We start from the raw sequence: 25,493 nt of genomic DNA on the forward strand, positions 1-25,493 counted from the left end.
AATGTTTTTAATGTTAACCATATAAAAAATATTAAAGTAATTTAATACATAGCTTTATCTAATACATTATAAGATGCTCCCTTAATAATTCTACTACTTTAATATTCTGTTACCTAATCTTTCGAAAAATTCTCTCATTAAATTTCAAATATTATTTTATTAGCATACAATTAATAGTTCCTTGTGATAATGAATATCATTTTCAATATATGAATTATATTATAACAATTATATTATCTTAAGTCAAAAGCTTAATTGTTTAAATGAAACTTATTTAAAAGAAAATAATCCACTATACACTTAGTGGATTATTAACCATAGATATTAGAGTACTTAAATTCAACTGTATATTTATCATTTTCAAAAGTTAAAATTGCCATGCTAATGGGTAGACTAAATCTTCTAGGTCCTGCCCCACCTGGATTTATATATAATATATTACCTTTTTCTATTTCATAAGCTTTATGTGAATGTCCAAATATAACTATATCTATTCCCGCAGCCTCTGGATCAATGTCCATTGTATTAATATCATGTATAACATATATATATTTACCTTCAAACTCTATAATATCTGAAAAAGGTAACTTCTCTTTTAACTTTCCTTTATCACAGTTTCCTCTTACAATAACTAGCTTGGAACACAATTTATTTAATTCTTCTATTATCTTTTCATTATCAACGTCCCCTGCATGAATTATCATATCAACCTTTTTTAACTCTTCAATAAATTCATCTCTTAAAAAACCATGTGTATCTGAAATAACACCTATCTTCTTTATCATTATATTTTCACCTTTAGTATATATTTTCATATTATATATATTAAATAAAATAATTCATATTGTCTATAACATTTTATAAAGATTTAAACTTAAAGTTAACAAATTGTTCACAATTTTATTTGCAATTTTTCATTTCATATATTTTGCGAAATGACACAATTCCTTACATTTTCTAATAATATACTTTTCCTTATGTATAATTATGTACACTTATGAATAAATAAATTTCTTATTAATAAACCTTTACATTAAAGAATTGTCTTTTAAAATTCTTTATGTAAAGGTTATCATTTTTTTAACTATTTCTACAATAGAATAATAATATTCAAAATATGTTTGTCTCGAATAACCTCCTTTTGTGACATTAGATATGGTTTTGCTTGTTTTTGATAATATTTAAATTTAAGTAATATAATGGTTAAAAACCTGCATTGACACAGTAATTTACCATTGATATAATTGACAAAAATTAAGCTAAAAAGTTATCAAATTTAGAAAATACCGGTATTAATTAAATATTCTATAATTTGATCTCACAAATACATAAACTTTTTAATCTTAATTAGAAGATCATAATATAAAAAACATAAATGAAAGGGGCTTATTATTATGAATTATAGTGTAATTGGGGCTTTCACTATTATTTTAATTGTATTGACATCTGGCGAAATTATTTCAATGAAAACTAAGGCATTTGTTCCTTCAGTTTTTGTGTCTGCAGTATTATTTTTAATTGGATTTTGGACTTTTATGCCAAAAGATATTATTGCTAAGGGTTCATTTGCAACTCCTATAGTATATGTATCAATGTATCTATTGTTAGTACACATGGGTACATTGATGAGTCTAAAAGAGTTACTATCTCAATGGCGAACAGTTCTAATGGCTCTTGCTGGAATTCTTGGTATATGCATAATGACTTTAACCATAGGTAAGATATTATTTGGATGGCAGACTGTTGTGGCTGCTACTCCTCCTCTTACTGGTGGAGTTGTAGCATCAATATTAATGTCTAAAGCTGCTGCAGATAAAGGGTTAACATCTATTGCTGTACTTGCTACCTGTATGTATATAATGCAAGGCTTCATTGGATACCCAATTTCAGCCTTCTGCTTAAAAAAAGAAGCAAAACGTGTATTAGGAATTTATAAGAATAGTGGTAAAGAAGCTAATTTAACTAAATCTGAAATTGCATGTGAACTTGCTGAACCAAAAAAGAAGTTTCTTCCTCCACTGCCACAAGAGTATCAAACTCCTTATGTAATCTTATTAAAATTGGGATTTGTTGGTTGGATAGCCTCTAAAATTAGTCCAATTGTACATATTAATGATTTTGTACTTTGCTTAATTTTAGGTGTTATTTCCTGTGAAATTGGATTCTTAGAAGAAAAAGCATTAAATAAAGCTAATTCCTTTGGATTTCTTATGACTGTACTTATGGCATTTATATTTGCTAACCTTTCTCAAGCTACACCATCTATGTTAAAACAAATAGCTCTTCCACTATTCGGAATTATTATTTTGGGTGTGACTGGCATGTATATTATTTGCTTAATATTGGGAAATACACTAGGATTTTCAAAGGAAATGGCATTCGCTTGTACACTTACTGCATTATATGGATTCCCGGCAGACTATATTTTAACTCATGAAGCGATTAAATCTGTATGTGAAACAAAAGAAGAAAGAGAGTATGTACTTGATGACATGCTTCCCAAGATGCTTGTAGCTGGTTTTACCACTGTTACAATAGCATCAGTTATTATAGCCGGTTTCTTCGTAAAATTATTATAGCTTATATATTAAATTAAATCACATAGATAAAAATATTTTAGGGGGCAAAACATATGACAATAAGAGAAATATCTAAAAAGTATAAACAAAATGTTATTGATTTAAGGAGAACTTTTCATAAATATCCTGAGGCTAGTTTAAATGAATATAATACAAGCGAACTTATAAAAAAAGAATTACATAAACTTGGTATTCAATATAAAACCGCTGCTAATACAGGGATTATTGCTGAAATTAAAGGTAAAAATTCTGAACAAACCGTAGCTTTAAGAGCTGACATAGACGCATTATCTGTTACTGAATTGAATGAATGTGACTTCAAGTCTCAAAATGAAGGCCTTATGCATGCTTGTGGACATGACTGTCATATATCAATGTTATTAGGTGCTGCTATGATTTTAAATGATATAAAAGATACACTTAATGGTACAGTAAGATTAATATTCCAACCTGCTGAAGAAGTTGCTAAAGGTGCAAAAATGATGATAGAAGCTGGAGCTCTTGAAGGAGTAGATGGAATATTTGGTATGCATGTATGGAGCGATATAGAATGTGGCTCAGTATGTGTGCAAGAAGGGCCATTAATGGCGTCTGCTGACTTATTTAGCATTAAAGTAAAGGGAAAAGGTGGACATGGTTCTGCACCTCATCAAGGTATAGATGCAGTTTTAGCTTCTTCCGCAATAGTTATGAATCTACAAACTATAGTCAGTAGAGAATTAAATCCTCTACAGCCTACAGTTGTAAGTGTTGGTTCTCTTAACGCTGGCTCAAGATTTAATGTTATTGCAAGTGAAGGTACCCTAACCGGTACTACAAGATGCTTTAGCCCTGAAATAAGAGATAAATTTCCTAAAATTCTTGAAAGAGTAGCCAAAGATACAGCTGCTACATTTAGAGCAGAAGCAGAACTTCAATATTCATATGGAACTCCTACAGTAATTAATAATAAAGAATGCTCTAAATTAGCAGAAAAATCTTTAGAGAAAATTGGTTCAAAACCTGTAATTATCGAAAAAATTATGGGGGCAGAAGATTTTGCAGAGTACTTAAATAAAGTTCCAGGTGTACTAGCTTTAGTTGGCGTAAGAAATGAAGCTAAAAATGCATGTTATCCACAGCATCATCCTCATTATACTATAGATGAAGAAGCTCTAGAAATTGGTTCTGCTCTTTATGCACAATATGCACAAGATTTTTTAAATAAATAAGTTTAAAAATTTAATACTTCAATTATTACTCATATATGTTACTTAATAAAGTTTAAAAAATATCCTGTAAGATAACATACAGTCTCTTTTTCTGTGTCTATCTTACAGGATATAGTTTAAAAGTAATTTTTAGAATAAACCAGCTCTTTTTCTTGCATAATTTATTTATATTAACAAACAAATGAATATATAAAAATTATATTAAAAATCCAAATTTCATCCAAGGTTCAATATAGTCTAATAAAAATATCTCCTCATCTACTATTTTTCCTACTACATTAGTTTTTCCTGTATTCTTCATATCTTTAAGTGCAATTTGCAATTCTCCTGCATATCTTTTATAAAGTGATGATTCAATTAATATGTCTCCTTTTTTTATATCTACAATGTTAAATGGCTCAAACTTATGTTCTTTATACTTTACTCTGCTTTCAGTTGACCTTATAACATAGTCAGATACATCTCCTCTATTTAAATGTGATTCATCAAGGACTATTTTTCTTTCAAGCTCAGGAATATTTTTTTCAAGCTGTACTTTAAATTCTAGCTTATTTTTATTAAGCTTGCTTAAAGTTTTTAATTCTTCTTCTGATGCAAACTGATTTGCAATAATAACATCATCTATCAATCCTGTAGCAAATAAATGTTTTGCTTGTACATCTATAGATAAATCTCTATGCATTTCTAAAGTGCAAAGTCCTTCTTCTACAGGCCAAGGTCCAAACTTAGCTTCTTTAGAATTTACAAAGGCTGCTGTTCTTATTCCTAAACTTTTAAACTTCTTACTACATTTTATAAAGTGGTCATAACTTAGTCCTGTATATATATGAGGATAAAAATTATGACATGCCAATATATTTTCTGTATTAGGCTTATAAGATAAAATATTATCTATATATTTTGTTCCACTGCTCATATTTAATTCTATTTTTATATTATACTTATTAAATGACATTATAGATTCTTCAAGTCCACTAAATCCTAAATCTAGTCTTAATCCATAGAGTCCCATTTCTTTAAAAATAGATAAATTATTATAAGATATGTTCATTCTTTTAAATACTAATGGATCTACATCTGCTATTACATACATACCCTTTTCATTAGCAAAACTAACTATATCTTTAAAATTATTCACTATATCTTGCAAGTCTTCCCCTTCTGAAGATATTAAGCAGGTAAATATTCTCTTAAATCCATATTTAGATGCAGTTGATATATATTTTTTAATGTCTTCTTTATTAGAATTTGATGGATATATAGATATTCCTAAGTTTTTCATGAAATCACCTCTCTATAAATCTGAAGCCAAGAAATCTGTTTATAATCTTGTATAAACTTCTATTAGTTCGTTAGCTATATCCTTTAATGTCATAGTTGTCATTAAATGATCCTGAGCATGTATTAATAGCAATGACACTTCTTTCTTTTCACCTCTTGCTTCTTCTTGTATCAATGTTGTCTGTTGTTTATGAGCGAATCCTAACTGTTTATTTGCATCTTCAATAAGCTCTCTAGCTTTATCAAAATCACCATTTTTTGCACATTGTATTGCTTCCATTGCAGAACTTCTTGCTTCACCACTATAAGTTATAATATTGAGTATAATTTCTTCCATAATAAAATCGCTCCCCTTTTCCTACTAAATTTAAGTTAATATATAATTACTCTAGTTTTGTGAAATATTTTGATTTGCTCCAACCTCATATTGTTTTTCTATTTTCTCACTAGCTATAATGAAAGGAATGTACATTGCTATTCCTACTATCAAGTTAAATATACATAAAAGTGCTCCTCTTATTGAACCTGTGGCTACAAATCCACCCATTATTGGAGGCGTTGTCCAAGGTAACAAAGCTATTGTTCTAGGAACTAATCCTGTATAAATTGCAAAATAACTTATCACTGTTAACACTAAAGGTATCAATATAAATGGAATCAGTAGCATAGGATTTAAAACTATAGGTAATCCAAATAAAACTGGTTCATTTATATTAAACCAAGATGGAACTATTCCCAAATTAGCAATTGTTCTCATTTGCTTTCTTTTTGATACTATATATATAGCAGTAAGTAAACATAAACATGTTCCTGCTCCTCCTTGATATACAAAAGCATCAAAGAAAGATTTTGTTACTATATGTGGTATTTGCTCACCTACTTTACCTGCTTGAAATGCTTCTATATTCTCTTTTATAAGAGGAACATAAATTGACTGCATTATCGGTTCCATAATATTTGTACCATGTAATCCGAAAAACCATAATAAATGTACTAAAAATACTACAATTATAGCTGAACCAAAACTATCTGCTAATCCCATAAGTGGTTTTTGTATTACATCAAATATAAGCTGATGTAGATCTGTAACTCCTATGGTCACAAGTAAACATCTAAACAGTGAAAATATAACTAAAACAATCATTCCTGGTAGTAACGCTGCAAAAGATTTAGAAACTGCTGGTGGAACTCCATCAGGCATCTTTATAACAAGTTTTGGATTAGCTGCAAGCCTTACAAATATTTCAGTAGATACAATGGCTACAAATATAGCTACGAATAATCCACTAGTTCCCAAAAACGCAAATGGAAGGTTTCCATCTTTTGATGGTGCAAAGAGCATTCCTAAACAAGCAAAGGCTACTAATCCTGACTGCAATGCATCTGAATCGTAACTTTTAGCTAAATTATATGCTATTGAAAATACTATTAATAATGACATTAGGGCAAAAGTTCCATTCCATATATTTCCGCCTAGACTCTTCCAACTTTCTCCGCCAAAAATTCCTGCCATAAGTTTCTGATACCCTTTAGCTGGGAAGGCATTAATTAAAACCGCTAATGAACCTGCAATAACTAATGGCATTATTGAACAAAAGCCATCACGTACTGCTACTAAATGTCTTTGTGATCCTATTCTACCTGCCACAGGTACAAAATGCTTTTCCAAAAACTCGATTATTTTTTTCATAATATCCTCCTTCTTTAATTATTATCTTTCATTAAATTTAAAGCATATTTTAAAACATTTTCTCCATTCATAGTCCCATAATCCATACTATTTATTACTTCTACTTTTATTCCTTTCGGTTCTGCCTGAGATTTTATTTTATTAAGTAAATACCTAACCTGTGGTCCCAACAATATAACCTCTGCATCTTCCATGTTGTTCTTTAACTCTACTTCTGGAACAGCCTTTATTTTTACATTTGTTTGCATCTTTATAGCCGCTGCATTCATTTTTGTAACTAATAGACTTGTAGACATTCCAGCAGAACATACTAATAAAATGTTTTTCATAAAAATTCCCCCTTAACCCTATTTTTAAATTATATTAATTAAAACTGCATACATAATTTATATTGAGCAATTTACATGCCAATATTATCCACGTGAAATGCAGTTAAATAATAAAAAAGTGTGTAATTTCCTTTACACACTTTTACACTGTTTAATATAATTACACACTTACACTGTTTTCCATAAACATCTTAAGTATATATACCTCTTCATCTTTACATATGGATATATTATAATTTTTTTCTAATTGTCTAAGAGTTTGCTTTATAATAATAAATTCATTATTATACTTATTAATATAATTATCTGCATTATGAAAAACAATTTGTTTACCGCCATTTTTAACCCTATCTATCATAAAGCTTATGTGAAGTAATATTCCTATTTTTACGTCATTTTGAAGTCTTATGTTCAATTTATTTTCTACATCTTCAATTAATATTCTGATCATATCTATCAAATCTTCAATACTATCTATATTTATATGGGCTTTAAGTGACTTCTTTATTTTATTATATTGCTCTTCTTCTTTTATTAGGTTTTTTAACTTATCTACTCCAGTTCCACCTAAAATTTCAGATGCAGATATAAACGGTACATTTTTAATAAATATATTAATTGTACCTACAACAGCAATTATATTATATTTTCTATTTAAATTTTCAACATGTGATAAAAAATCATTTTTATCTAATATATTAAGAGATATTAGATCTACTTTTGAATTTTCTTCTAAAGAATCTCTTATTATATCCTTTAATTTTTCTGAAGCACCCTCTCCCGTAAAACATGCAGTTATTATTAAAAACTTTTTATAATGGCTATCACTTATATTAACTTGGATTGCATATCTATCTAAGTTCTTACATGAACTATAAATAGATTGCAAATCACTTCCTATTATGGATTTTCTACATGCTTCTATTACTATAGGAGTACTAGTCATATCTATAGTTCTTACATCAATTCCTGTTTCTTCATATATCATATTCTCAAAATTGGTAAGTGAACCCATGTCCACTAACATTAAAACACCCTTGTTTCTGTTCATATCTATAACTTTTTTCTTTGCTATTTCATACATATCTTCTACTTTCATATTCAAGGGCATATCCAATGCTTGGGCACATTCTTCTCCTAATAACTGATTTGCTACTTGTACCATACTGCTAGCAGTAGATTTACCATGCATTATCACTAATATCCCTACCACTTCTTTAAACTTCATATCATCTTCATATTGATTAGGTATTAAAAACATAGTTAAATATCCAATTTCGTCCAAAGGCGTTTCTATATTAAAATGATTATCTATAATTCTTGCTATCTCAATAGCTACCATGAATTCATCAGCATATTGAGCTCTAATAAAATTTAATTTAGGATGATATATGTTATTTCCTTGCTGTATTCTCTCAATACTTTTCTGTAAATGAAGAGCTAATCCTAAATATATTTTTTCATTAAACTGTCTATTAAGTTTTTTCCCTGCCATAGATAATATTTTTTCTACTACGTCTACTACTTCCAAATCTACCACTTTACTTATTTCTTCTCTATAAAAACTTTCAGATAAATCATTCATATATTTCTTAAAATGTCTTTCTATATCTATATTTAATATATCATTGATTTCCTTTTCCCCCATACCTTCATTTTTTAATGCAATCAATTTCTTTTCAATTGAATCATAAAAATAGTTCTCTTCACTATATTCCTCTGTTTCATCTAAAACTTCACTGTTTATTGCATTTTCATTGTTAGAAAATACTAAAATATCGCCTTTATTCTTCAGTAAAGTATTTATTTCATCCCTATAACTTTGTATTTTCATAAAACCCTTCTTTGTATTTTTAGGTAAATCATTTTGTTCAATAAAAATACAATCTAAATTTTTAGTTTTAAAATCAAGAAAAGCCTTTGCACATGACAATTGAATATCACTTTTAAGTTGTCCTATATTATTGGGACAATCATATAATAAAAAAGATGCTAATGCATTTTTATCCATATATATATTTTTAGATAGTCTTTTAGATTCTATGGTAATGAATTCCCCTAAAAGATAATATTTTTCTTTTAAGGTTCTTTCTTTTAGAGGAGGTAGTTTTATTATCATAGGTATTCTACGAGTAAATGTTCTTAACAGATAAGATTGAGGATCTTCTGTAGTAGCTGCTATAATTTGCACTTGTGCTTTTGTAACTCTATCAGTATCTCCTAATACCCTAAAAAAGCCTTTGTCTATATAGGTAAATAACATTTCTTGCCCTTGCGGAGATAGTCTATGAATCTCATCTAAAAACAACATTCCTCCATGAGCCTTCTTTAATAATCCCTCCCTATCTGAATCTGCACCAGTATACGCTCCCTTTTTTACTCCAAAAATTTGTGCTACAACAAGTTGAGGGTTATCTGCATAATCCGCACAATTAAATCTTATAAATGGAGCATCTTTAGAAATTACACTAGACTCCTTAGCAAATTGATACATAAGCTCTGCAAACATAGACTTCCCTACGCCTGTCTCTCCTAGGATAAGAGCATGTAATCCTCTTGGCGGATATAGAATAGCTGCTTTAGCTTGTTGTATAGGTATCCTTAAGCTTAATTGTGCTCCTATCATTTTATCTAAACTATTATATTCATCTATATTATGTTTATCTGCATTTTTTTCACATATATTTTTAAATTCCATAGAATAGTATAACACTGGCCTTCCATTACTTTTTTCTATTTTTCCATTCTTATGAAGTTTATTTAAATACCTGCTTACATTAGATCTATCTATTTTTAAATAATTGCTTAAATCTGTAGCTGATATATATCTTCCATTATCTTTTTCTAGTTTTATTAATGCTTCATATACCTCATCAATTTTTCTCATTTAAATCCCTCTTTATTATAATTATGTTTCTACCTATATTTTAACATACAATACTTTATTTTACTTTTAAATATAAAAAGTCTAAAATATTCTTAATCATATAAGGAATATTTTAGACTTTTATAATTACCATTTAATTATTTTTGTTAATGTCCCTTTTGTTTTTCTTTTTTCTTTTGCTTTTTTAATTGAAATTTTTTTATCTTTTCTTCTTCCTTCATTTTTTTAGACTTCTTTTTTCTCTCTATTTTATTTTCTTCTTGCTGAAGTTTTATAGCAATTTGAGCTTTTGTCCCTATGCCATTATTTTTCACTTCATTTTTAATTTTTCTTTGAAGTCTTTTAGGACTTATCTTCTTTTTAACGTTACTTTCTGATAAAATTAAGTTACTAAATACTATCTTTCTAAAATTTTTAATTATAAAATCATATATTTCATAATCTTTTGGCTCAGATCCAAAAACTACTCTTGAGACTTCATATCTGTCTTCATAGACTCTTTCAAATATCCCTATCCAAAAAGGGTCCTCAAATAGAACTGTAAGCTTAATACTTGTACTCATATAATAATTCCTCCTGATTAAAAAACTACTTATGTAAAAAGGACAACCCCAGGAGGGCAGGTTACTGCTAACTATTTTTTATAGTTAGGTTCGGACTACCAACCGAACTGTGTTTTTATTCACATATAATTAATTAAATAACTCTATTCTTCATCATAAGCTTCTAAAGCAATCGGAAGTGATGAAGTAACTATGTTTCCTGCTGCGGGAAGCCCCACAAGTATAGCACTTATTATTTCATTTCTAGTTGCTCCTTTTGCTTTTGCTTGTTTTACATGGAAGGCAATACCACCTTCTAATCTTATGGCTGCAAGTACAGCAATATATGCAAGTTCCTCTGTCTTTTTATCTAGGGCACTTGCCTTATCTAGCTTCTGAACTGTTTCCATCCATGCTTTTGCATGTTCTGGTGCTTCATTTATAAAAGTTTCAAAGGCATTACTAACTGATGGCTTATTCATATTTATACATCTCCTTTATTTGTATTTTTAAAATTTTCTTCAATAAGTTCTTCTACCCATAATATTTCAGTATTAATCAATTCTATTGGTCTTTGAAAAAGTGCCCTTATATAAGGTCTTTTATAAGCTGTAGGATGTTGATTATATCTTTTAATCACATGTTCTCGTCTTTTTATTAGGTTTCCTTTATGTTCTACCAATGCTTTTAAAAGCTCTTCTTCGGATAATATATAAGAAAAAGCCATGCCTACATCAAATTGACTAGAATCAAAACTTACTTCACTTAACATTTTCATAATATTCTTCTTAAGCAATTCCTTTGTTTCATTTTTTATAGAATATACTTTTCTTCTTGGTGATCCATATTCTTTTTCATATCTTGAATTTACTAAATCTTTTTTTTCTAACTTATTAAGAGAATTATATATAGAAGAAAAACCTATATTTGTCCATTCTCTCATATGCCTTTGCTCTATTATAAGCTCCATTTCATACCCATAATAATCCTTATCATAAAGTAAAGATAGAATGATAACTTCAATTTGTGTCATGTTTTTCCTCCTCGCTATTCTATATATAGAATAGCATTATATATAGTATTTGTAAATACATTAAATACCCTGTTATGATTTTTCATAATTTTTAACAAGATTACATGCTTAAAAGTTGCTTTCCTGAATCTAAATCTACTTTGTCTATAAATCTTTTATTTAATAATTATCTTTGTATATTCCTCCTTTAAAATCCCCATATGCACAGTATCATGCCAACTTCCTTTCCTAAATAAACTTTCACGAGATTTTCCCTCACATTGAAATCCCATTTTTTCATACAATTTAATGGCTTTTTTATTAAAAGAAAATACTTTAAGATATATCCTATGTAAGTTCATTTCAAGGAATCCATAATCCAGTAATAATCTCATAGCTTCAGTAGCGTATCCTTTTCCCCAGTAATCTTTTTCTCCAATATCGATTATGCATTCACCATTACGATTTTTATAATCAATATTTATTAGTGAAATAATTCCTATTGGTCTTTCTGTTTTATATTCAAGGATTATATAACTTTTAGAAGAGTTAGAACCTAATATAACTTGATTTACGAATTCTTCTGTTTCCTCCATATTATATAAATCTAAGAATGGATTAGTAGATGTCATAACTTCAGTATCATTTCTCCATTTATTATAAAGTATTGAGTCATCTGAAGTTATTTTTCTAAGCTTAATTTTTGAAGATTTAAATAACATAGTATTCACCTCTTTACACAATTATTTATTTTCTATAGGACAAAGCATTTCTTTCAATGAAAAAATTAAAGTTATCAATTGGTCATGAACACTTGTTACTTCTGCACCTAATTGGAACGTATCCAGCATTAAACCATTCAAAGAAGATATAAAATAACGTGCTATAGACTCTGGAAGTATGCTAGGATGAAATTCTCCTTTATCTATTCCTTTTTGAATAAAAGTATTTATAAATTTTACAGTTATTTGATAACGTTCTTTTATATAGGGAAAATTATTTTTATCTTTTGTGTAATTTGATGAAAGATAAAATTGCGCTCTTGCAAGCAATAAGGAATCATTAATTGTCTCTATACTTTTTTGTTGACTTTTTATCCATTTAGTCAATTGAATCCATATTGACAATTGATCATCTAGTTTAAAGAAATGTAATATTTCCTGATCATCAAATTTTAATACTTCTATAAAAGCGTGCTCAATATTATTAAAATAGTCATAAAGTGCACCTCTTGATACTCCAGCTTCGTCCATAATATCCTGCATTGTAGCATGCATGTATCCCTTCTTAATAAACACTTTTCTTGCTGCTTGCAATAATTGAACTTTTTTCTCCTCTTTATACTCTTTACTTACCTTTGGTGACATAACAACATCCCTCTTCTTTTTATATACTTTTGCTAAACATAAAATCTTAAAATACATTCAGCTAAAATTTTTTATTAACATTATATATTATTATAACGACATAAATGTCGTTTTTCAATATTAAAAAATAAAGAGGCTATCTCAAAATAAATTATTATACAAAAATATTTTAAAATAGCCCCATATATTATAAATAATTAAGTTTTTAAATAAAATTTAGCTATAAGACAGAGATGGGATTTCTCATATTGCATTTTTATGCATTGTAAGACGCTCCTTTATAGGTTATTCTACTGCGAAGTTCTTCTGTACATTTTTCCCTAGTTTTTCACCAGAACTAGATTCTAGATCTCCACCTATTAAAATAGTATATGATTCTCCTTTAATAAATCCATGTTCAGTACTAATTGTTATCTTTTTACTTAACGCATCATACTTAATAACAGTGTCTAAGATATTTCCTTTAGAATCCAATATAGTAATATTTTTAAGATTATTTTCATCATCTTTTACACCCTTAGTTAATTTTATTTCCCAATCTTTTTTAGTCTCATTTATCTTTTTTTCTTCAAGTTTCTTATTAGTATATTTATTCTTTATTTCTGAAACTTGATTCTGTTGCAATTCCTTCACCCTATTAATAGATACTGTAACATCATTAACTAATTTAGAATATCTTTCATTAATATTTGCTGATTCACTACTATCTTTATCAAGTTTTTCCATTTGTTTTCTTACAGTATCTAATTTATTTAGTAATGAATTTAATTTGCCATAAAAACTATTATATCTTCCATTATCTTCCCTTTTGTATTCATCATTAAATTCTTTATCTAAATTTTCATCCAATTCTTCATCTTCTGCTTCTTCTATATCTTGTGCCTGTTGTTCATTTTCTACTTCATCTTGCTCTGTTTTTTCATCTTCTATCGCTTGCTCATCTTCTGTTACTTGTTCACCTTCTGTTGCCTGCTCACCTTCTACTATTTGTTGTCCTTCTACTGGCTGCTCATTTTCTATTACTTGTTCACTTTCTACTTCATGTCCATCTTCTGTTATTTGTACATTTTCATTAATAGAAGTAAGACCTTCATTTGGTTTGCTTTTCTCACTAACATCATCTTTCTGTTCCAAATTTACAGCAGTGTCAGTAGTAGAGCTATCAACTCCTACGTTACTATCATTATTTTCACTAGTATCTTGCTGAACTTCTATATTAAAATATTTGTCTATTTCCTTATTAACTTTGTTTAAAGAATTTTCAATATCATTCAATCTCTTATTTAGTGTTTCAATATGCTTTAAATTATTTTTCTGCTTCTCATTTTTTTTGCTCTTATTATCCTTTTTAATCTTGTCATTGTCTCTGTTTTTAATCTTATTGCTATCCTTCTTTTCTTTGCTTTTAATAACGGTTTCCGATTTATTATACTTTTCTAATGGCTTTGCTGCTAACACCTGTGAAGAAGAAAAAATTAGTGAAAAAACAGCAATAGTTGTCATTAATCTTGTTCTTTTTTTCATTTTAACACCTCTTTTATTTTATTTTTTTGTAAAATTAAATATTTAATAAAATAATCGCATTTTTCTACTAAATATTTATACCTTTACATGATAATTTTTCTATGAATTATTCATAAAATTGGATATAAAAAATCCACATTGTTTTTATTTATTATAAACAATGTGGATAAATTCTACTTTAATATATAATTTTCTCTTTATATTAAACAAAATCTATTCTTCTACAACTGTATTAATATATTCTTTTAAACTATCTGGTTTATTAATTATAATATTTTTATTTTCATAACTTATAATTCCCTCATCTTGAAACTTATTTAAACATCTAGTAACTGTTATTCTAGAACATCCAATATTATTAGCTAGCTCCTGATGAGTATATATCATATTTACACTTGTTCTTCCTTTTGAATCGGGCTCTGCACAAGCTGACAATCTAAGTAAGGCATCTGCAATTTTTCCTGTTGAGTCATTAAATATATTGTTTGTAAGCTGAAGCATTACTATTCTAAATTTTCTTGTTATACTGTGAATAAAGTGTCTATAAACCTTTGGATTCTTACTTAATTCTATTTCTAAAATCTCTCTATTGATTATAGATACCTGTGAATTTTCTTTAGCTATTGTAACTATATAATCTGTTCCTCCAGAAAAATATGTCATTTCCCCTAAAATTTCGCCGGGTCTTATTAAGTACAGTAGTTTTTCATTACCCTTTAAGCTAATTATACTCTGGCTTATTACTCCTTCTACAACTATTCCAACATTGTTTTCTATGTCCATATCTATTATTTCATTTTTATTATATTTTTGAATTTTACCTATTTTGCTAAGTTCATTTAAGAAGTAATTTCTCATAACTGATTGTCTGTTGTTATCAAAAAAACTCTCGTACATAATATCCCCTCACTAATAATTCTAAATAATAATTTATTAATAACAATATTACCAAATAAAATTATTTAATTCTAGTTTATACGAAAAAACTGAACCTAAAATACTTTAGGTTCAGCCTAAATTACTTATCTTCCTCTTCTTTATATGCTCTCCAGCTTCCATCAGAAAGATACAATTCATTTTTTAATTCCTGTTCTTCTTTACAATTATACATATATGTGAAAGCAATTTCCTTAGAATTATTCTCTAAAATTTCTACTTCAATTGTTACTCTGTTATACTCATTACTAGGATTTCCTTCTCCATAGTAATTTTCTAAGTCATCTAAATCTTTAACGTTATTTTCCCAATCTGCAACTTCAATTAATTCCCCATATACAAAATCGCTTCCTTTTATCATAGCTGGATAACCTTTATTAACTAAATGATAAAGTTTACCCTTTACCCTTGCAGGTTGTCTTTTTAACACCTTCCCTACAAGATATTTATCATAGTTAAAAAAATTCTCCATTAAGCTTCCATAAACAAAAACTTTTTTTGTCATATAATCACCACCTAGCATATTCTGCCCAATGTAATGTTTAGATCTTCTTTGTTCTCTACCGCTGCTTTTATTGCAAAAGTTAATCCTTTCGCAACTTTATCAAGATCCATAAATGGTGTATTAGGTTTTGTTATAACTTGTTCTGCAATATAAGGAACATGAATAAATCCACCTTTTATATTTGGATGTTTTTTATTTATTAAATAAAGTAATCCATACATTATGTGATTACAAACAAAAGTTCCTGCTGTATTAGACAAAGATGCTGGAATGTTGTTATTCTTCAGTTCTGATACCATTGCCTTTACAGGCAGATTTGAAAAATAAGCACTTTCTCCATCTTCAAAAATTTTTGTATCAACAGGTTGGTTTCCTTCATTATCTGCAATACGAGCATCATCAACATTTATAGCAACTCTTTCAACTGTTATATCAAATCTCCCACCTGCTTGCCCAACACAAATAACTATATCAGGTTTATGAATAGTAATTAATTTTTCAACTTCTTCAATTGATTTTCTAAATACTGTTGGTATTTGCACTTTTATAATTTCGGCACCTGATATTTTATCATCAACCTTTTTAACCGCTTCAAAGGATGGATTTACTTTTTCTCCTCCAAAGGGATCAAATCCTGTTATTAATACTCTCATTTAATTCACCTCCAAAAATACAACTAAAAAAAATTAAATTCCTTTAGTTTTAAAAAGCCCAAAAATACATTAAGACAATATGAATAATAAGTAATACTATTGCCACTGGAGCTTGATACTTAATAAGTCCATTCTTTCTATCTTCTATTTCAAGTATAGCTGTTGGAACTATATTGAAATTTGCAGCCATAGGAGTTAACAGCGTTCCACAAAATCCTGCAGTAAGTGCAAGAGCTGAAGCTATAGCTGGATTTGCACCTTGAGCAAATACAAATGGTACTCCAATACCTGCAGTGATAACTGCAAATGCTGCAAATCCATTACCCATAATCATAGTAAATACTGCCATTCCTACACAATATGCAATAACTCCAAGAAGTATATTTCCCTGTGGAATAACTGTCTTTATTCCATTAGCGATTACATCTCCAACTCCAGCTACTGCAAAAACAGACCCAAGTGCTGCAAGAAGCTGTGGAAGAATACTTACAGGACCTACGATTTCAAGAAGTCTTCTACCATCTTCAGCCATTTCACTACTTTTTCCTTTAGTAATTACAAGAGCAAGTATTAAGGCTACTACAACTGAAATTCCTAAAGCTACTAGTGAACCAATCTGCTTTGTCCAAAATTGTGCTACAATAAAAGCAACTATTGCAAGTGCTAATGCAGGTATAAATATGCTATTTCCTATTGAACTAGCCATTTTTTCTTTAAATTCCTTAGATGATTCACTAAAAGTATTGTACTTTACAAGCTTAAGTGCTGAAAATATAGCCATTATTAAAACAAGGTATCCTATTACTGTATCATCTATAAATATATTTTTATTACCCCATATAAGTCCAATCCTACTAAATGTAAAGGTAAATCCTAAAATACCCCAAAACAGTGCAGTAGGAAGCTTTGAAGGGTGGTTCTTATCCTTTATAGTTATATATACTGAAAAAAAGCAAACCATACCAATTAAAACATACATTATTTCTGTTAATGAATCTTTTAACATAACTTCACCCTCCTAACCTATTGTTTATCATCTTGAGATTTTAATTGTGATTTATATTTTTTATCAAATTTCTTATCATAGTATAAGAATTGTATAGATCCTATAACCATTATAATTAATGCAATAGGCAATGAAGCTTTAGCAATATCAACTGCTTCAACTATATAGCCTTGTTCCTTCATAACACCAACGATTAAAAGAACTCCACCAGATGCAACAAAGAAATTCTGACCAAAGAAATTACCATAATTCTCAACAGCTCCTTCAAGTCCTTTTACTGTTTCAACATCTTCTTTGTCCATTTTTCCATATCTATTTTTTCCGGCACCCATGGCCATTGGTAATATAAGTGGTCTTATAAACTGAACATGTCCTCCTATTCTTATACCAAACATTGCTGCAACTGTTCTTATTACTAAATATAATGATGTCAATCTTCCTACCGTTGCAGACTTAAGCTTACTAATCAAATAAGCAGCTCTTTCACGAAGACCATATCTCTCTAGAAGTCCTATAACAGGTAGAGAAATAATAAATATTGACATATATCTATTTTCTACAAATGCTTTTCCAAGTGTTGTCATAACATCATTAAATGACATTCCAGATACAAGCCCCGTTGCAATTCCCGCCAAAACAACAACTGCAATAGTATCTAGCTTAATAATAAACCCTATTAAAATAATTAAAATACCAATTAACTTTATCACTTTACCACGCCTCCCTTTATATTTTTTTATAATATGATACCAAAATACAAGAATTTTTTTTGTGTTCTACGCTACAAAAACAGATGTTTTTTTTCAATATTATAAATATTTTTTGTTTTGCATGTTAAATAAACTCTATTTTTAAAAAAATTAACAATATTATTTTTTCAATTCGTTTCTCCTTTAATTCTTCTATCTTAAATACTAAGTTTTCATATTGAAGATCTTGTTCTTCGGCACTTCTTTGTATACGCCAAGAAGGTTTATTATAAATCCACCTATTGTATCATAGTCATCACTTTCAATATTTACATGAAAATGTTCATTGAAAGCATACCATATATATATATTTTTTTTACTATTATGCTTAAAACAACAAATACAGGAATTCCAACAAAAGCACCTAGAATACCAAATAGTATTACCCTTATAATTACTATTAAAATTACCGCTACCCCGCCAAAAACTATAAATGTAACTAAAATTGAAATGAATATTAGCATAGTTAAAATTATTATTACGCTTTTATTTATTTTTGTATTATTGAATTTTCTTATTATCGGTCTTAGAACATAGTATAAGAATAATGATATAATCACGAATATAAGGTTGTGCATTTATTAGTATTCAGACGAATTGTCGTTGCATATTTTCATTTATTCCTCCTTATTTTTCTCTTTTTTGAATGACTTTTCTTGTATTTGAACAAGTTTTTGGTGGAAACCAACTATGAGGATTGGGAATCAACTTTATTATTTTGGAATTGTATAATACAAATAAACTCCACCTAAAACCTCCACTACTCTCAAACCCTTTTCCCATCAGTATTTCAGCCCTTTTTTTATCCATTTTTCAATTTCAAAATTACAATAAAGTTCACCGAAAAACAGGCTCTTTCTTGAGCCTTTTTCGTTGAATGTTGGCTCTAAATATTACAATAAAGTTGACCGAAAAGATAGCGTTAAGGATCAAGAATTAAGGGTTAAGATTGGGGCTTTTTCTGTTCTGCATTTCAATAAAATCAATCAATAAAGGAAATCAATACATGGCTCAACTCCTTTGTTTCCAATGGTTTTATCAATACTCTTTTCAATATTTTCTTCTCAATATTTTTTCATTTTCTTTGCTGCACAATAAAAAAATCATGGATGATTCAGCGTGAAAAACTGATATCTATCCATGATTTTTAGGTCTACTTTTTTTGTTCTAGGTGGACTTTATTGTCATTAGGTTAACTTTTTTTGGAGTGTACATAGATAGTTCTAAGCAATAAGTAATAAGAAAAAAGAGTTATTTATATTTAATGCTTTTAATTATTTATTGATGATAGCATAATAATTCTTGCTATATATATTTTTGCTTCATATAGTTAAAATCAACTTATCTAGTTCATTAATATAATTACAAAATTCTGCATAAATACCATTGATTTCAGATATATGGAATCTAATTTCTTTTTCTTCTTTCTCACCCTTTTCTTTGCCTTTTCCACCGTTTCTATTGCTTCGTTTAAGATTATGATACATAACCTTATCATTTTCGATTTCTAAATCTCCCATCCCATAGTGGGTTTCTTCAGTTCTTATATCATGCACTAATTGATACCAATATCTCGATTTTAAAATATAACTTCTTAAAATCTTATTTTTGTACATTGGGCGTTTTTTTTCATCAGGATTTTCTTCATATTTATCGACATCCTTTAAAATATCATTAAAACCATCTGGAAGTTCAACCCCTCTATATATATCCTTGTACACCTGTCTTAGTACCTGTGAAAGATAATCCATGCAAGAATAAATATTTTCACAACAATCTTGCAAACTACATATTAGCCTATTTTCATCATCTGGCTCTATGGTTGGTAAAGATTCAATTATTTTTTTATACATTTCATTAATAATTGTTATATGTCCTGTAATATTATTAACTTTTCTAATAATACTTCTATAACTTCTATATGCATAAGGATTAAGAATATCTTTTTCAAGTAGTGAACCGTTTATTACTCCTATTTGACTACTCATATTTAAAAAGTTCCTCAACGATACTATTTAAGGTATTATTAAGAGTGGATAGCATAATTTTACTATCCGATATAAAGTTAGGCTTATAGTTTTTATCTCTTTTCCAAACTTTGTTATATTCTTGAATAGCTCCCTTATGCCCTGCTAATTTATTCCTTGAATTATAAATGATTTTTAATATTTCATCTAATTTTTCTGCTTGACTAACATTTAATTCAGTAAGAAATACTTTTAGTTGCATTCTACTTTTAAGAAGGTTATTATCTTCATCAAGTAATTTATCTCGAGGAATAATTTGCTGAATTAATCTTGTATTTATACTCTCTACTGTAATCTTGCATAAATGCATTAAATAAGTTTGATACATTGTAGTTGAGTTATTTGTAGGTATTGAAAATGCACTTTTAATTTGCAAATCTGCTTCGCTTAATTCATTAAAGATTTTATCGTTATATTTATTAATGAATACCTCATTTAATTCATTTATTAGTTCAAATAACTTTTTTTCAGGAGTTATACTATCTGTAAATTCCGCCATCATCTGTCTCTGAAAGAATTTCTTTTCTACTCCACCTTGAGGTTTCACATTATAAAGTCTCCAGTGCTTCTGTTCATTGTATGGTATTCTCCCTAAATCACCTAGCCAAGCGACTACTTTATTATCCTTATTAATAGTAAACGGAATCGACCATTCATCCAAAAAAACTAAAATTCCATCACCAATTTTATAGTTAGACGGGTCATTAGTATACTTATCTAAAACTTTCCTTTCAAAGTAAATAGGAGTAAGAAAATGAGGTGCATGTGGATTTGCTCCAAAATAATTTGCTAATTTATCTTCCTCACATGTATATTCTAATTCATCTCCAGTTTCATCATCAATTTCAATAATATAATCTTGATACTTTTTGATTTGAGTGAAATCTAAATAATCTCTATGCTTAGGTTTGTTATATCCTTTTATAATTACTTTACCTAAAATTGAACTCATTCCATTGTATTGATGATAATCATACTTGTTTCTTACAATAATAAAGTTAGCATTATCCTGTACAATAGATTTTGTTTCATGTTTTAATTGTGAATCTGTTTCAAAAAACCTCCTATGATCAAAACAAACAATGCAACATTGATTATAGGCACTTAAAAAATCCTTCAAATATGTTTGTAAAACTAATATTTTATTGTTTTGAACTTTGATTTTTATATCATCTGTAATCGGATCTACATAATTTTCTCCATCTCTAACCAGATTATAATACCAAATCAATTTAGGATTAATTTCAACTACTTTCCTATACTTATTATTAAATGTTCTGTATGCTACTAAATATTCAATTTTTTCTTTTTTGTCACCTTGAACAAAATAAATATTCTCTTCATTATTGCTATATACTTTTTCAAAATATGATTTACCAAAAGTGTTAGGGCTAAAACCCCATTCGTAATCCCCTAAATACTTTTTGATATACTCTTCATCATTATCAATTAAAGCACTAAAACCAAAAATATCACTTTCTAGTTCATTCTTAGCACCCTCTTCTTCATAGATAGGTATCCAGTCATCATTTTGTATATTTAAATATTTTGACTCATAATCTTCAAACATCTCTAAATCTGCCATAAATAAATCCCTTCTTATTTTTAAATTTGTAAATTAAATCTATTACTCTTTAGTCAATATAAAAGATCTAAATCCATAATACTATACTAAAGGAATAAATCCATACCTTCCCACTGAAGGGTTCTTACTGAAATGATGATGTGTTATTTTTTTTGCTACATCATCTGAAGGTACTACATTATCCAAAATGATTATCTGTAATCCCTGATTGAAACTACTTAAATAATCATAGAATGAATACTTAACTTTTTCAATAATGGCGTCATCCTCTTGGCTATCTGAATCCTTTTCTTTATATGTAGTTAAAGGTGAGTCTAACACTACTAATCTAGGATGAGGTAGTCCTGTTGTTATACAATACTCCATTACGGCTAGAACAAATGCTGAATTAAGTATTGCACAATATCCTTTACCAAAACTTGATTTAGGCTTGTCATTTAAAACTATATCCATGCTATCCTTATCAAACTCTATATTTATACTTTCTTCAAATTTCCACTCACATAAAATATTTTCAATTAAATCTACAAACTTCTCATATATACTATCGCTTATATTGCCAACAACTGGATTATTTGTTATTGTCTCATTTAGACTTTCTATTAACTGCTGCTTCGTTTTCTCTAACTCATTAAGTCTCTCAATACTATATTCTTTTTTCTGTTGTTGGTCTCTTGATTCTAATAACTGATCTAAGTTTGATATATTTATTGAAATAATTGGGTTAAGTTCATTTTGCATGGTATTATCAACTAGAGTAATCTTTTGTTCTATGTCATTTATCTCTTTTTCAAGGCTAGGGATTTTTACTGTTATATCATCAATAGTTGATAATAAATCTTGTAATTGAATTACTACTTTCCCCTTTTCTACCTCTAATGCAGTTTTGAGTTCATCATTATTGATTTCTGGATCTATTATTTCATTATCCCATTTTGAATTACATATTGGGCATCTTATATCAATTAACTGATTCAAGTAGTATTCTGCTTCGTCAATAAAATCTAACCTCTGTAAATCAGACTCATAGTTTTTCCTTAACAATTCAAATCTTTTTTTCAATTGTACTGATAAAATCCTGTCGTTTTTGTTCTTCTGTAAACTCTCCCATAAATCTTTTCTTTGAATTTCTAGTTGCTCAAGTTGACTACTTTTTTCTTTAATTTCTTCCTGTAGGTTAATAATACTATCCTGTATATCTCCATTACTTATCTTTGTATCTTCTAACTCTTGAATTTGACTTCTTATATTTATGATAAGTCCATCAATCAAATCTATCTTTGCTTCAACTTTGACTTTATTGCTATCATTATCTTTATTGTCCTCACATACTGAATCATCTAATCCAGTCATCACAGTCTTGAACACGGATTCATCCCTTGTCTTTTTAACTCTTTTCCCATCTGTATAAATTGGAGATAATGAAGAAATAATATGTTTTTCACTTAACATAGTCAAATGAACAAAGTCCCTAAATGTAAAACTTTCAGTATACCCTTTGGTTTTATTTTTAATTACATTTCTATAATCAGCACCACACATCTCTAATAAAATTGAAGAAATATTCTCCGCATCATCTTTGTCATGCTTCTGTTTAATAGATTCAGGTTCGATTTCATTCACTCTATCAATGCCACAATCATACAAGTACATCTTTTTATCAATTAAACTTCGTTTTAATGTTACTTCTTTACCTTGATAACTTTGTATTTCTAATAAAACATCTGAATATCCTTTTGCCTCATCTATTGCTTTAGGCTTGTCTCTTGACCCAAAGATATAGTTAATACACTCAAATATATATGTTTTCCCTGTATTTGATGCACCAGAAATAACATTTAACCCCTGATTAAGTATTATCTTAGCATCATCCTTATTTTTTCCCTTTAATACTAATGCAGTTATATAAAAGCCATAGTTATAACTCAAAGATATCCCCCCTAAACAGGGCTTCTTTTTCAAACTGATCTTCCCATTGCCCCACATTATTATTTATATATCTTTTAAGTTCTTCATCAGAGTAACTATTAAATTCTTCAATAACCAATCTTGAATATTCACTTAACCTTGTAAAATATTCACTCTCAAAATAGGATAAACAATTAGTCCCCAGTGAAGTTATATTATATTGAATACCTTTATTTGAAAGTTTAACTTCAACTAAACCCTTTTGTACTATTAGTTTCAAAGCATCCTGAACAAGTTTTCTTCTTACAAATAATTCCGTTGCATGGTATGGATTATCTGGATGTAAACTCTCATATGCAGCATTTACATCATTATAGTGAATCATAAGATAGTCATAGAATATAATTCTTTGCAAATCTAATTCTTTCGTACTTTGTCCTAATAATATTAAAATTCTAATTCCTATCTCGTAGGCAGTATTATAGATTTTAATATTCTTCATTTAAATTCACCCATTTCAATTTTTCTTCATTAACTAATTCATGACACATACCACACTTATCACTGGGAAGAACCTGTCCCAGTTCAACTATATCTAAAGGTATTTTTCTTGCTTCACTCAAGGTATCATTTAATCTCACAAATCCATTATCATATCTTTGTAATGAAGTATCTATTACTCCACGATATACTTCATCCTTTGCATCTTCATATGGCTCATCAACGAATTCATCTCTGGAAAATCGTTTTAGTGATTGTGCTGAATAATAGTCCTCTCTTTGTCTTGCGAAATGATTATAAAGCATTGATGCACTTTTTAAATTCTCTAAATTATCTATTTTACCATTAGTATATTCAGAGTATGCCTTCAATAACTCTTTAATGTATAATAATTTCCTTTCATCTTCCTCAATCGTTTCTGGTGGCTTTTTTGCTTTTGGTCGCTTCTTTAATCCTCCCCCAAATCTATACTTATACCATTTAGTTTCACTATATTGGTCAATTAGTACAATTGGATCTATATATCTAACAATAGAAAAATCGAAGTTTTTGATGTATGTAATGAATGGTTCGTCTAAAGAAATCTCTTTCGTATCAGTAATATTGGTTTTGCAATATTTATCCCAATTCTCTACTAAATCAATATTTATACTCTTAGGGTTATCTATATATCCCTTCAATTTCTGTCCTACGCCCTGACTTGCAACAATATAATAATTCTGTGGTATCACATAATCTTTAATATAGGTATAATAGCATAGTTTCCCAAATTCAATCCAATATTGACTTGGGGCTAATGGGCTATCATAGTGTTTGCACTGATAAATATCTATTTTCATTCCCTGTTCATCCAAAAACCCAACAACATCTCTACCTTTATCTCCTGCTCCACCATGTCTATATACTGATACATATTTATGCTGCAAATAATCATATGCCCATTCAGTAACCATTTCTTCAAATTCTTCATCTGAAAATGTTTTTAATCTCTTAATAGGTGGAATAGACACCCCAAAGACTATATCCGAATTCTCTGGTTTTTTGGGCTTATCTAATGAAACTAATTTCATAATTTTTATCCCCCAATTTACAAATCTCACATTTGCTATCTAAGGTAGAAATTCGACTTTATTTCTTATATTCCTTTATGATTACTAATGTACAAGCAACATACTTCTTAGTAAAGATTTAATAAAACCCT

25 protein-coding genes are annotated in these 25,493 nt (G+C 28.5%); 2 read left to right on the top strand and 23 right to left on the bottom strand.

The window, feature by feature from the left end; genetic code table 11:
- Positions 1 to 311: 311 nt before the first annotated feature.
- Positions 312 to 785, bottom strand: coding sequence for a metallophosphoesterase family protein (locus J2Z24_RS06285; RefSeq protein WP_035148852.1), 474 nt, complete (start codon positions 783 to 785; stop codon positions 312 to 314).
- 609 nt (positions 786 to 1,394) lie between these two features.
- Here J2Z24_RS06285 and J2Z24_RS06290 point away from each other — a divergent pair.
- Both J2Z24_RS06290 and J2Z24_RS06295 read left to right on the top strand, forming a co-directional pair.
- The gene (locus tag J2Z24_RS06290; RefSeq protein WP_035148854.1) at positions 1,395 to 2,579 is read left to right on the top strand and encodes a hypothetical protein; all 1,185 of its coding nucleotides are present in this window, start codon (positions 1,395 to 1,397) and stop codon (positions 2,577 to 2,579) included.
- Positions 2,580 to 2,632: 53 nt separating this feature from the next.
- Positions 2,633 to 3,790 (top strand): M20 family metallopeptidase, encoded by a 1,158-nt coding sequence (locus J2Z24_RS06295; RefSeq protein ID WP_035148856.1) that lies wholly within the window; start codon positions 2,633 to 2,635, stop codon positions 3,788 to 3,790.
- A gap of 196 nt (positions 3,791 to 3,986) precedes the next feature.
- On the opposite strand, the gene J2Z24_RS06300 is transcribed toward J2Z24_RS06295, so the two are convergent.
- The 22 genes from J2Z24_RS06300 to J2Z24_RS06405 all read right to left on the bottom strand — a co-directional run bounded on the left by J2Z24_RS06300 (position 3,987) and on the right by J2Z24_RS06405 (position 25,362).
- Positions 3,987 to 5,072, bottom strand: coding sequence for a DUF871 domain-containing protein (locus J2Z24_RS06300; RefSeq protein WP_035148858.1), 1,086 nt, complete (start codon positions 5,070 to 5,072; stop codon positions 3,987 to 3,989).
- 39 nt (positions 5,073 to 5,111) lie between these two features.
- Positions 5,112 to 5,408, bottom strand: coding sequence for a PTS sugar transporter subunit IIA (locus tag J2Z24_RS06305; RefSeq protein WP_035148860.1), 297 nt, complete (start codon positions 5,406 to 5,408; stop codon positions 5,112 to 5,114).
- A gap of 51 nt (positions 5,409 to 5,459) precedes the next feature.
- Positions 5,460 to 6,761 carry a PTS sugar transporter subunit IIC gene (locus tag J2Z24_RS06310; protein WP_035148862.1) on the bottom strand — a complete coding sequence of 434 codons (1,302 nt, stop codon included), beginning with the start codon at positions 6,759 to 6,761 and terminating at the stop codon, positions 5,460 to 5,462.
- A 14-nt stretch (positions 6,762 to 6,775) separates the two neighbouring features.
- On the bottom strand, positions 6,776 to 7,090 hold the full coding sequence (locus tag J2Z24_RS06315; protein WP_035148863.1) for a PTS sugar transporter subunit IIB: 315 nt from the start codon (positions 7,088 to 7,090) through the stop codon (positions 6,776 to 6,778).
- A gap of 160 nt (positions 7,091 to 7,250) precedes the next feature.
- A complete protein-coding gene (locus J2Z24_RS06320) occupies positions 7,251 to 9,977 on the bottom strand; it encodes a sigma-54-dependent transcriptional regulator (RefSeq protein WP_035148866.1) in 2,727 nt (908 codons plus the stop codon).
- 146 nt (positions 9,978 to 10,123) lie between these two features.
- Positions 10,124 to 10,540: a YjdF family protein gene (locus J2Z24_RS06325; protein ID WP_035148868.1), complete on the bottom strand. Its 417-nt coding sequence runs from the start codon at positions 10,538 to 10,540 to the stop codon at positions 10,124 to 10,126.
- Positions 10,541 to 10,683: 143 nt separating this feature from the next.
- A complete protein-coding gene (locus J2Z24_RS06330) occupies positions 10,684 to 11,001 on the bottom strand; it encodes a carboxymuconolactone decarboxylase family protein (RefSeq protein WP_035148870.1) in 318 nt (105 codons plus the stop codon).
- A gap of 2 nt (positions 11,002 to 11,003) precedes the next feature.
- The gene (locus J2Z24_RS06335; RefSeq protein ID WP_035148872.1) at positions 11,004 to 11,552 is read right to left on the bottom strand and encodes a PadR family transcriptional regulator; all 549 of its coding nucleotides are present in this window, start codon (positions 11,550 to 11,552) and stop codon (positions 11,004 to 11,006) included.
- A 155-nt stretch (positions 11,553 to 11,707) separates the two neighbouring features.
- Positions 11,708 to 12,253 (bottom strand): GNAT family N-acetyltransferase, encoded by a 546-nt coding sequence (locus tag J2Z24_RS06340; RefSeq protein ID WP_035148874.1) that lies wholly within the window; start codon positions 12,251 to 12,253, stop codon positions 11,708 to 11,710.
- A 21-nt stretch (positions 12,254 to 12,274) separates the two neighbouring features.
- Positions 12,275 to 12,898: a TetR/AcrR family transcriptional regulator gene (locus J2Z24_RS06345; protein WP_035148876.1), complete on the bottom strand. Its 624-nt coding sequence runs from the start codon at positions 12,896 to 12,898 to the stop codon at positions 12,275 to 12,277.
- Between the two features lie 285 nt (positions 12,899 to 13,183).
- Positions 13,184 to 14,422, bottom strand: coding sequence for a transcription initiation factor TFIID subunit 7 family protein (locus tag J2Z24_RS06350; RefSeq protein WP_035148878.1), 1,239 nt, complete (start codon positions 14,420 to 14,422; stop codon positions 13,184 to 13,186).
- A gap of 213 nt (positions 14,423 to 14,635) precedes the next feature.
- On the bottom strand, positions 14,636 to 15,319 hold the full coding sequence (locus J2Z24_RS06355) for a Crp/Fnr family transcriptional regulator (RefSeq protein WP_035148880.1): 684 nt from the start codon (positions 15,317 to 15,319) through the stop codon (positions 14,636 to 14,638).
- Between the two features lie 121 nt (positions 15,320 to 15,440).
- The gene (locus J2Z24_RS06360; RefSeq protein WP_035148882.1) at positions 15,441 to 15,863 is read right to left on the bottom strand and encodes a gamma-glutamylcyclotransferase family protein; all 423 of its coding nucleotides are present in this window, start codon (positions 15,861 to 15,863) and stop codon (positions 15,441 to 15,443) included.
- Between the two features lie 11 nt (positions 15,864 to 15,874).
- Positions 15,875 to 16,516 (bottom strand): pyroglutamyl-peptidase I, encoded by a 642-nt coding sequence (gene pcp / locus J2Z24_RS06365; protein WP_035148884.1) that lies wholly within the window; start codon positions 16,514 to 16,516, stop codon positions 15,875 to 15,877.
- Between the two features lie 49 nt (positions 16,517 to 16,565).
- A complete protein-coding gene (locus J2Z24_RS06370) occupies positions 16,566 to 17,522 on the bottom strand; it encodes a DUF979 domain-containing protein (RefSeq protein ID WP_035148886.1) in 957 nt (318 codons plus the stop codon).
- A 17-nt stretch (positions 17,523 to 17,539) separates the two neighbouring features.
- Positions 17,540 to 18,232 carry a DUF969 domain-containing protein gene (locus J2Z24_RS06375; RefSeq protein WP_035148887.1) on the bottom strand — a complete coding sequence of 231 codons (693 nt, stop codon included), beginning with the start codon at positions 18,230 to 18,232 and terminating at the stop codon, positions 17,540 to 17,542.
- A gap of 204 nt (positions 18,233 to 18,436) precedes the next feature.
- Positions 18,437 to 18,727 (bottom strand): transporter associated domain-containing protein, encoded by a 291-nt coding sequence (locus J2Z24_RS21915; protein WP_085059092.1) that lies wholly within the window; start codon positions 18,725 to 18,727, stop codon positions 18,437 to 18,439.
- An 866-nt stretch (positions 18,728 to 19,593) separates the two neighbouring features.
- On the bottom strand, positions 19,594 to 20,259 hold the full coding sequence (locus J2Z24_RS06385; RefSeq protein ID WP_035149043.1) for a hypothetical protein: 666 nt from the start codon (positions 20,257 to 20,259) through the stop codon (positions 19,594 to 19,596).
- Positions 20,252 to 21,883, bottom strand: coding sequence for a hypothetical protein (locus J2Z24_RS06390; RefSeq protein ID WP_035149041.1), 1,632 nt, complete (start codon positions 21,881 to 21,883; stop codon positions 20,252 to 20,254). The genes J2Z24_RS06385 and J2Z24_RS06390 overlap by 8 nt, the downstream gene beginning before the upstream one ends.
- A gap of 81 nt (positions 21,884 to 21,964) precedes the next feature.
- Positions 21,965 to 23,812 (bottom strand): SMC family protein, encoded by a 1,848-nt coding sequence (locus J2Z24_RS06395; RefSeq protein WP_035149039.1) that lies wholly within the window; start codon positions 23,810 to 23,812, stop codon positions 21,965 to 21,967.
- The gene (locus J2Z24_RS06400; protein ID WP_051593321.1) at positions 23,802 to 24,293 is read right to left on the bottom strand and encodes an ABC-three component system middle component 2; all 492 of its coding nucleotides are present in this window, start codon (positions 24,291 to 24,293) and stop codon (positions 23,802 to 23,804) included. The genes J2Z24_RS06395 and J2Z24_RS06400 overlap by 11 nt, the downstream gene beginning before the upstream one ends.
- Positions 24,280 to 25,362 carry an ABC-three component system protein gene (locus J2Z24_RS06405; protein WP_035149037.1) on the bottom strand — a complete coding sequence of 361 codons (1,083 nt, stop codon included), beginning with the start codon at positions 25,360 to 25,362 and terminating at the stop codon, positions 24,280 to 24,282. Before J2Z24_RS06405 ends, J2Z24_RS06400 begins: the two co-directional genes overlap by 14 nt.
- Positions 25,363 to 25,493: the final 131 nt, after the last annotated feature.

It is taken from the genome of Clostridium tetanomorphum (assembly GCF_017873215.1).
GTDB lineage: Bacteria > Bacillota > Clostridia > Clostridiales > Clostridiaceae > Clostridium_AO > Clostridium_AO tetanomorphum.

What these genes read in the sequence shown, in the direction of transcription:
- J2Z24_RS06360 (WP_035148882.1), bottom strand. Translation starts at nt 15,863, where the DNA reads ATGACAAAAAAAGTTTTTGTTTATGGAAGCTTAATGGAGAATTTTTTT.
- J2Z24_RS06305 (WP_035148860.1), bottom strand. Translation starts at nt 5,408, where the DNA reads ATGGAAGAAATTATACTCAATATTATAACTTATAGTGGTGAAGCAAGA.
- J2Z24_RS06400 (WP_051593321.1), bottom strand. Translation starts at nt 24,293, where the DNA reads ATGAAGAATATTAAAATCTATAATACTGCCTACGAGATAGGAATTAGA.
- J2Z24_RS06345 (WP_035148876.1), bottom strand. Translation starts at nt 12,898, where the DNA reads ATGTCACCAAAGGTAAGTAAAGAGTATAAAGAGGAGAAAAAAGTTCAA.
- J2Z24_RS06285 (WP_035148852.1), bottom strand. Translation starts at nt 785, where the DNA reads ATGATAAAGAAGATAGGTGTTATTTCAGATACACATGGTTTTTTAAGA.
- J2Z24_RS06320 (WP_035148866.1), bottom strand. Translation starts at nt 9,977, where the DNA reads ATGAGAAAAATTGATGAGGTATATGAAGCATTAATAAAACTAGAAAAA.
- J2Z24_RS06330 (WP_035148870.1), bottom strand. Translation starts at nt 11,001, where the DNA reads ATGAATAAGCCATCAGTTAGTAATGCCTTTGAAACTTTTATAAATGAA.
- J2Z24_RS06370 (WP_035148886.1), bottom strand. Translation starts at nt 17,522, where the DNA reads ATGTTAAAAGATTCATTAACAGAAATAATGTATGTTTTAATTGGTATG.
- J2Z24_RS06300 (WP_035148858.1), bottom strand. Translation starts at nt 5,072, where the DNA reads ATGAAAAACTTAGGAATATCTATATATCCATCAAATTCTAATAAAGAA.
- J2Z24_RS06335 (WP_035148872.1), bottom strand. Translation starts at nt 11,552, where the DNA reads ATGACACAAATTGAAGTTATCATTCTATCTTTACTTTATGATAAGGAT.
- J2Z24_RS06390 (WP_035149041.1), bottom strand. Translation starts at nt 21,883, where the DNA reads ATGGCAGATTTAGAGATGTTTGAAGATTATGAGTCAAAATATTTAAAT.
- J2Z24_RS06340 (WP_035148874.1), bottom strand. Translation starts at nt 12,253, where the DNA reads ATGTTATTTAAATCTTCAAAAATTAAGCTTAGAAAAATAACTTCAGAT.
- J2Z24_RS06310 (WP_035148862.1), bottom strand. Translation starts at nt 6,761, where the DNA reads ATGAAAAAAATAATCGAGTTTTTGGAAAAGCATTTTGTACCTGTGGCA.
- J2Z24_RS06315 (WP_035148863.1), bottom strand. Translation starts at nt 7,090, where the DNA reads ATGAAAAACATTTTATTAGTATGTTCTGCTGGAATGTCTACAAGTCTA.
- pcp (WP_035148884.1), bottom strand. Translation starts at nt 16,516, where the DNA reads ATGAGAGTATTAATAACAGGATTTGATCCCTTTGGAGGAGAAAAAGTA.
- J2Z24_RS06295 (WP_035148856.1), top strand. Translation starts at nt 2,633, where the DNA reads ATGACAATAAGAGAAATATCTAAAAAGTATAAACAAAATGTTATTGAT.
- J2Z24_RS06325 (WP_035148868.1), bottom strand. Translation starts at nt 10,540, where the DNA reads ATGAGTACAAGTATTAAGCTTACAGTTCTATTTGAGGACCCTTTTTGG.
- J2Z24_RS06290 (WP_035148854.1), top strand. Translation starts at nt 1,395, where the DNA reads ATGAATTATAGTGTAATTGGGGCTTTCACTATTATTTTAATTGTATTG.
- J2Z24_RS06350 (WP_035148878.1), bottom strand. Translation starts at nt 14,422, where the DNA reads ATGAAAAAAAGAACAAGATTAATGACAACTATTGCTGTTTTTTCACTA.
- J2Z24_RS06385 (WP_035149043.1), bottom strand. Translation starts at nt 20,259, where the DNA reads ATGAGTAGTCAAATAGGAGTAATAAACGGTTCACTACTTGAAAAAGAT.
- J2Z24_RS06405 (WP_035149037.1), bottom strand. Translation starts at nt 25,362, where the DNA reads ATGAAATTAGTTTCATTAGATAAGCCCAAAAAACCAGAGAATTCGGAT.
- J2Z24_RS06355 (WP_035148880.1), bottom strand. Translation starts at nt 15,319, where the DNA reads ATGTACGAGAGTTTTTTTGATAACAACAGACAATCAGTTATGAGAAAT.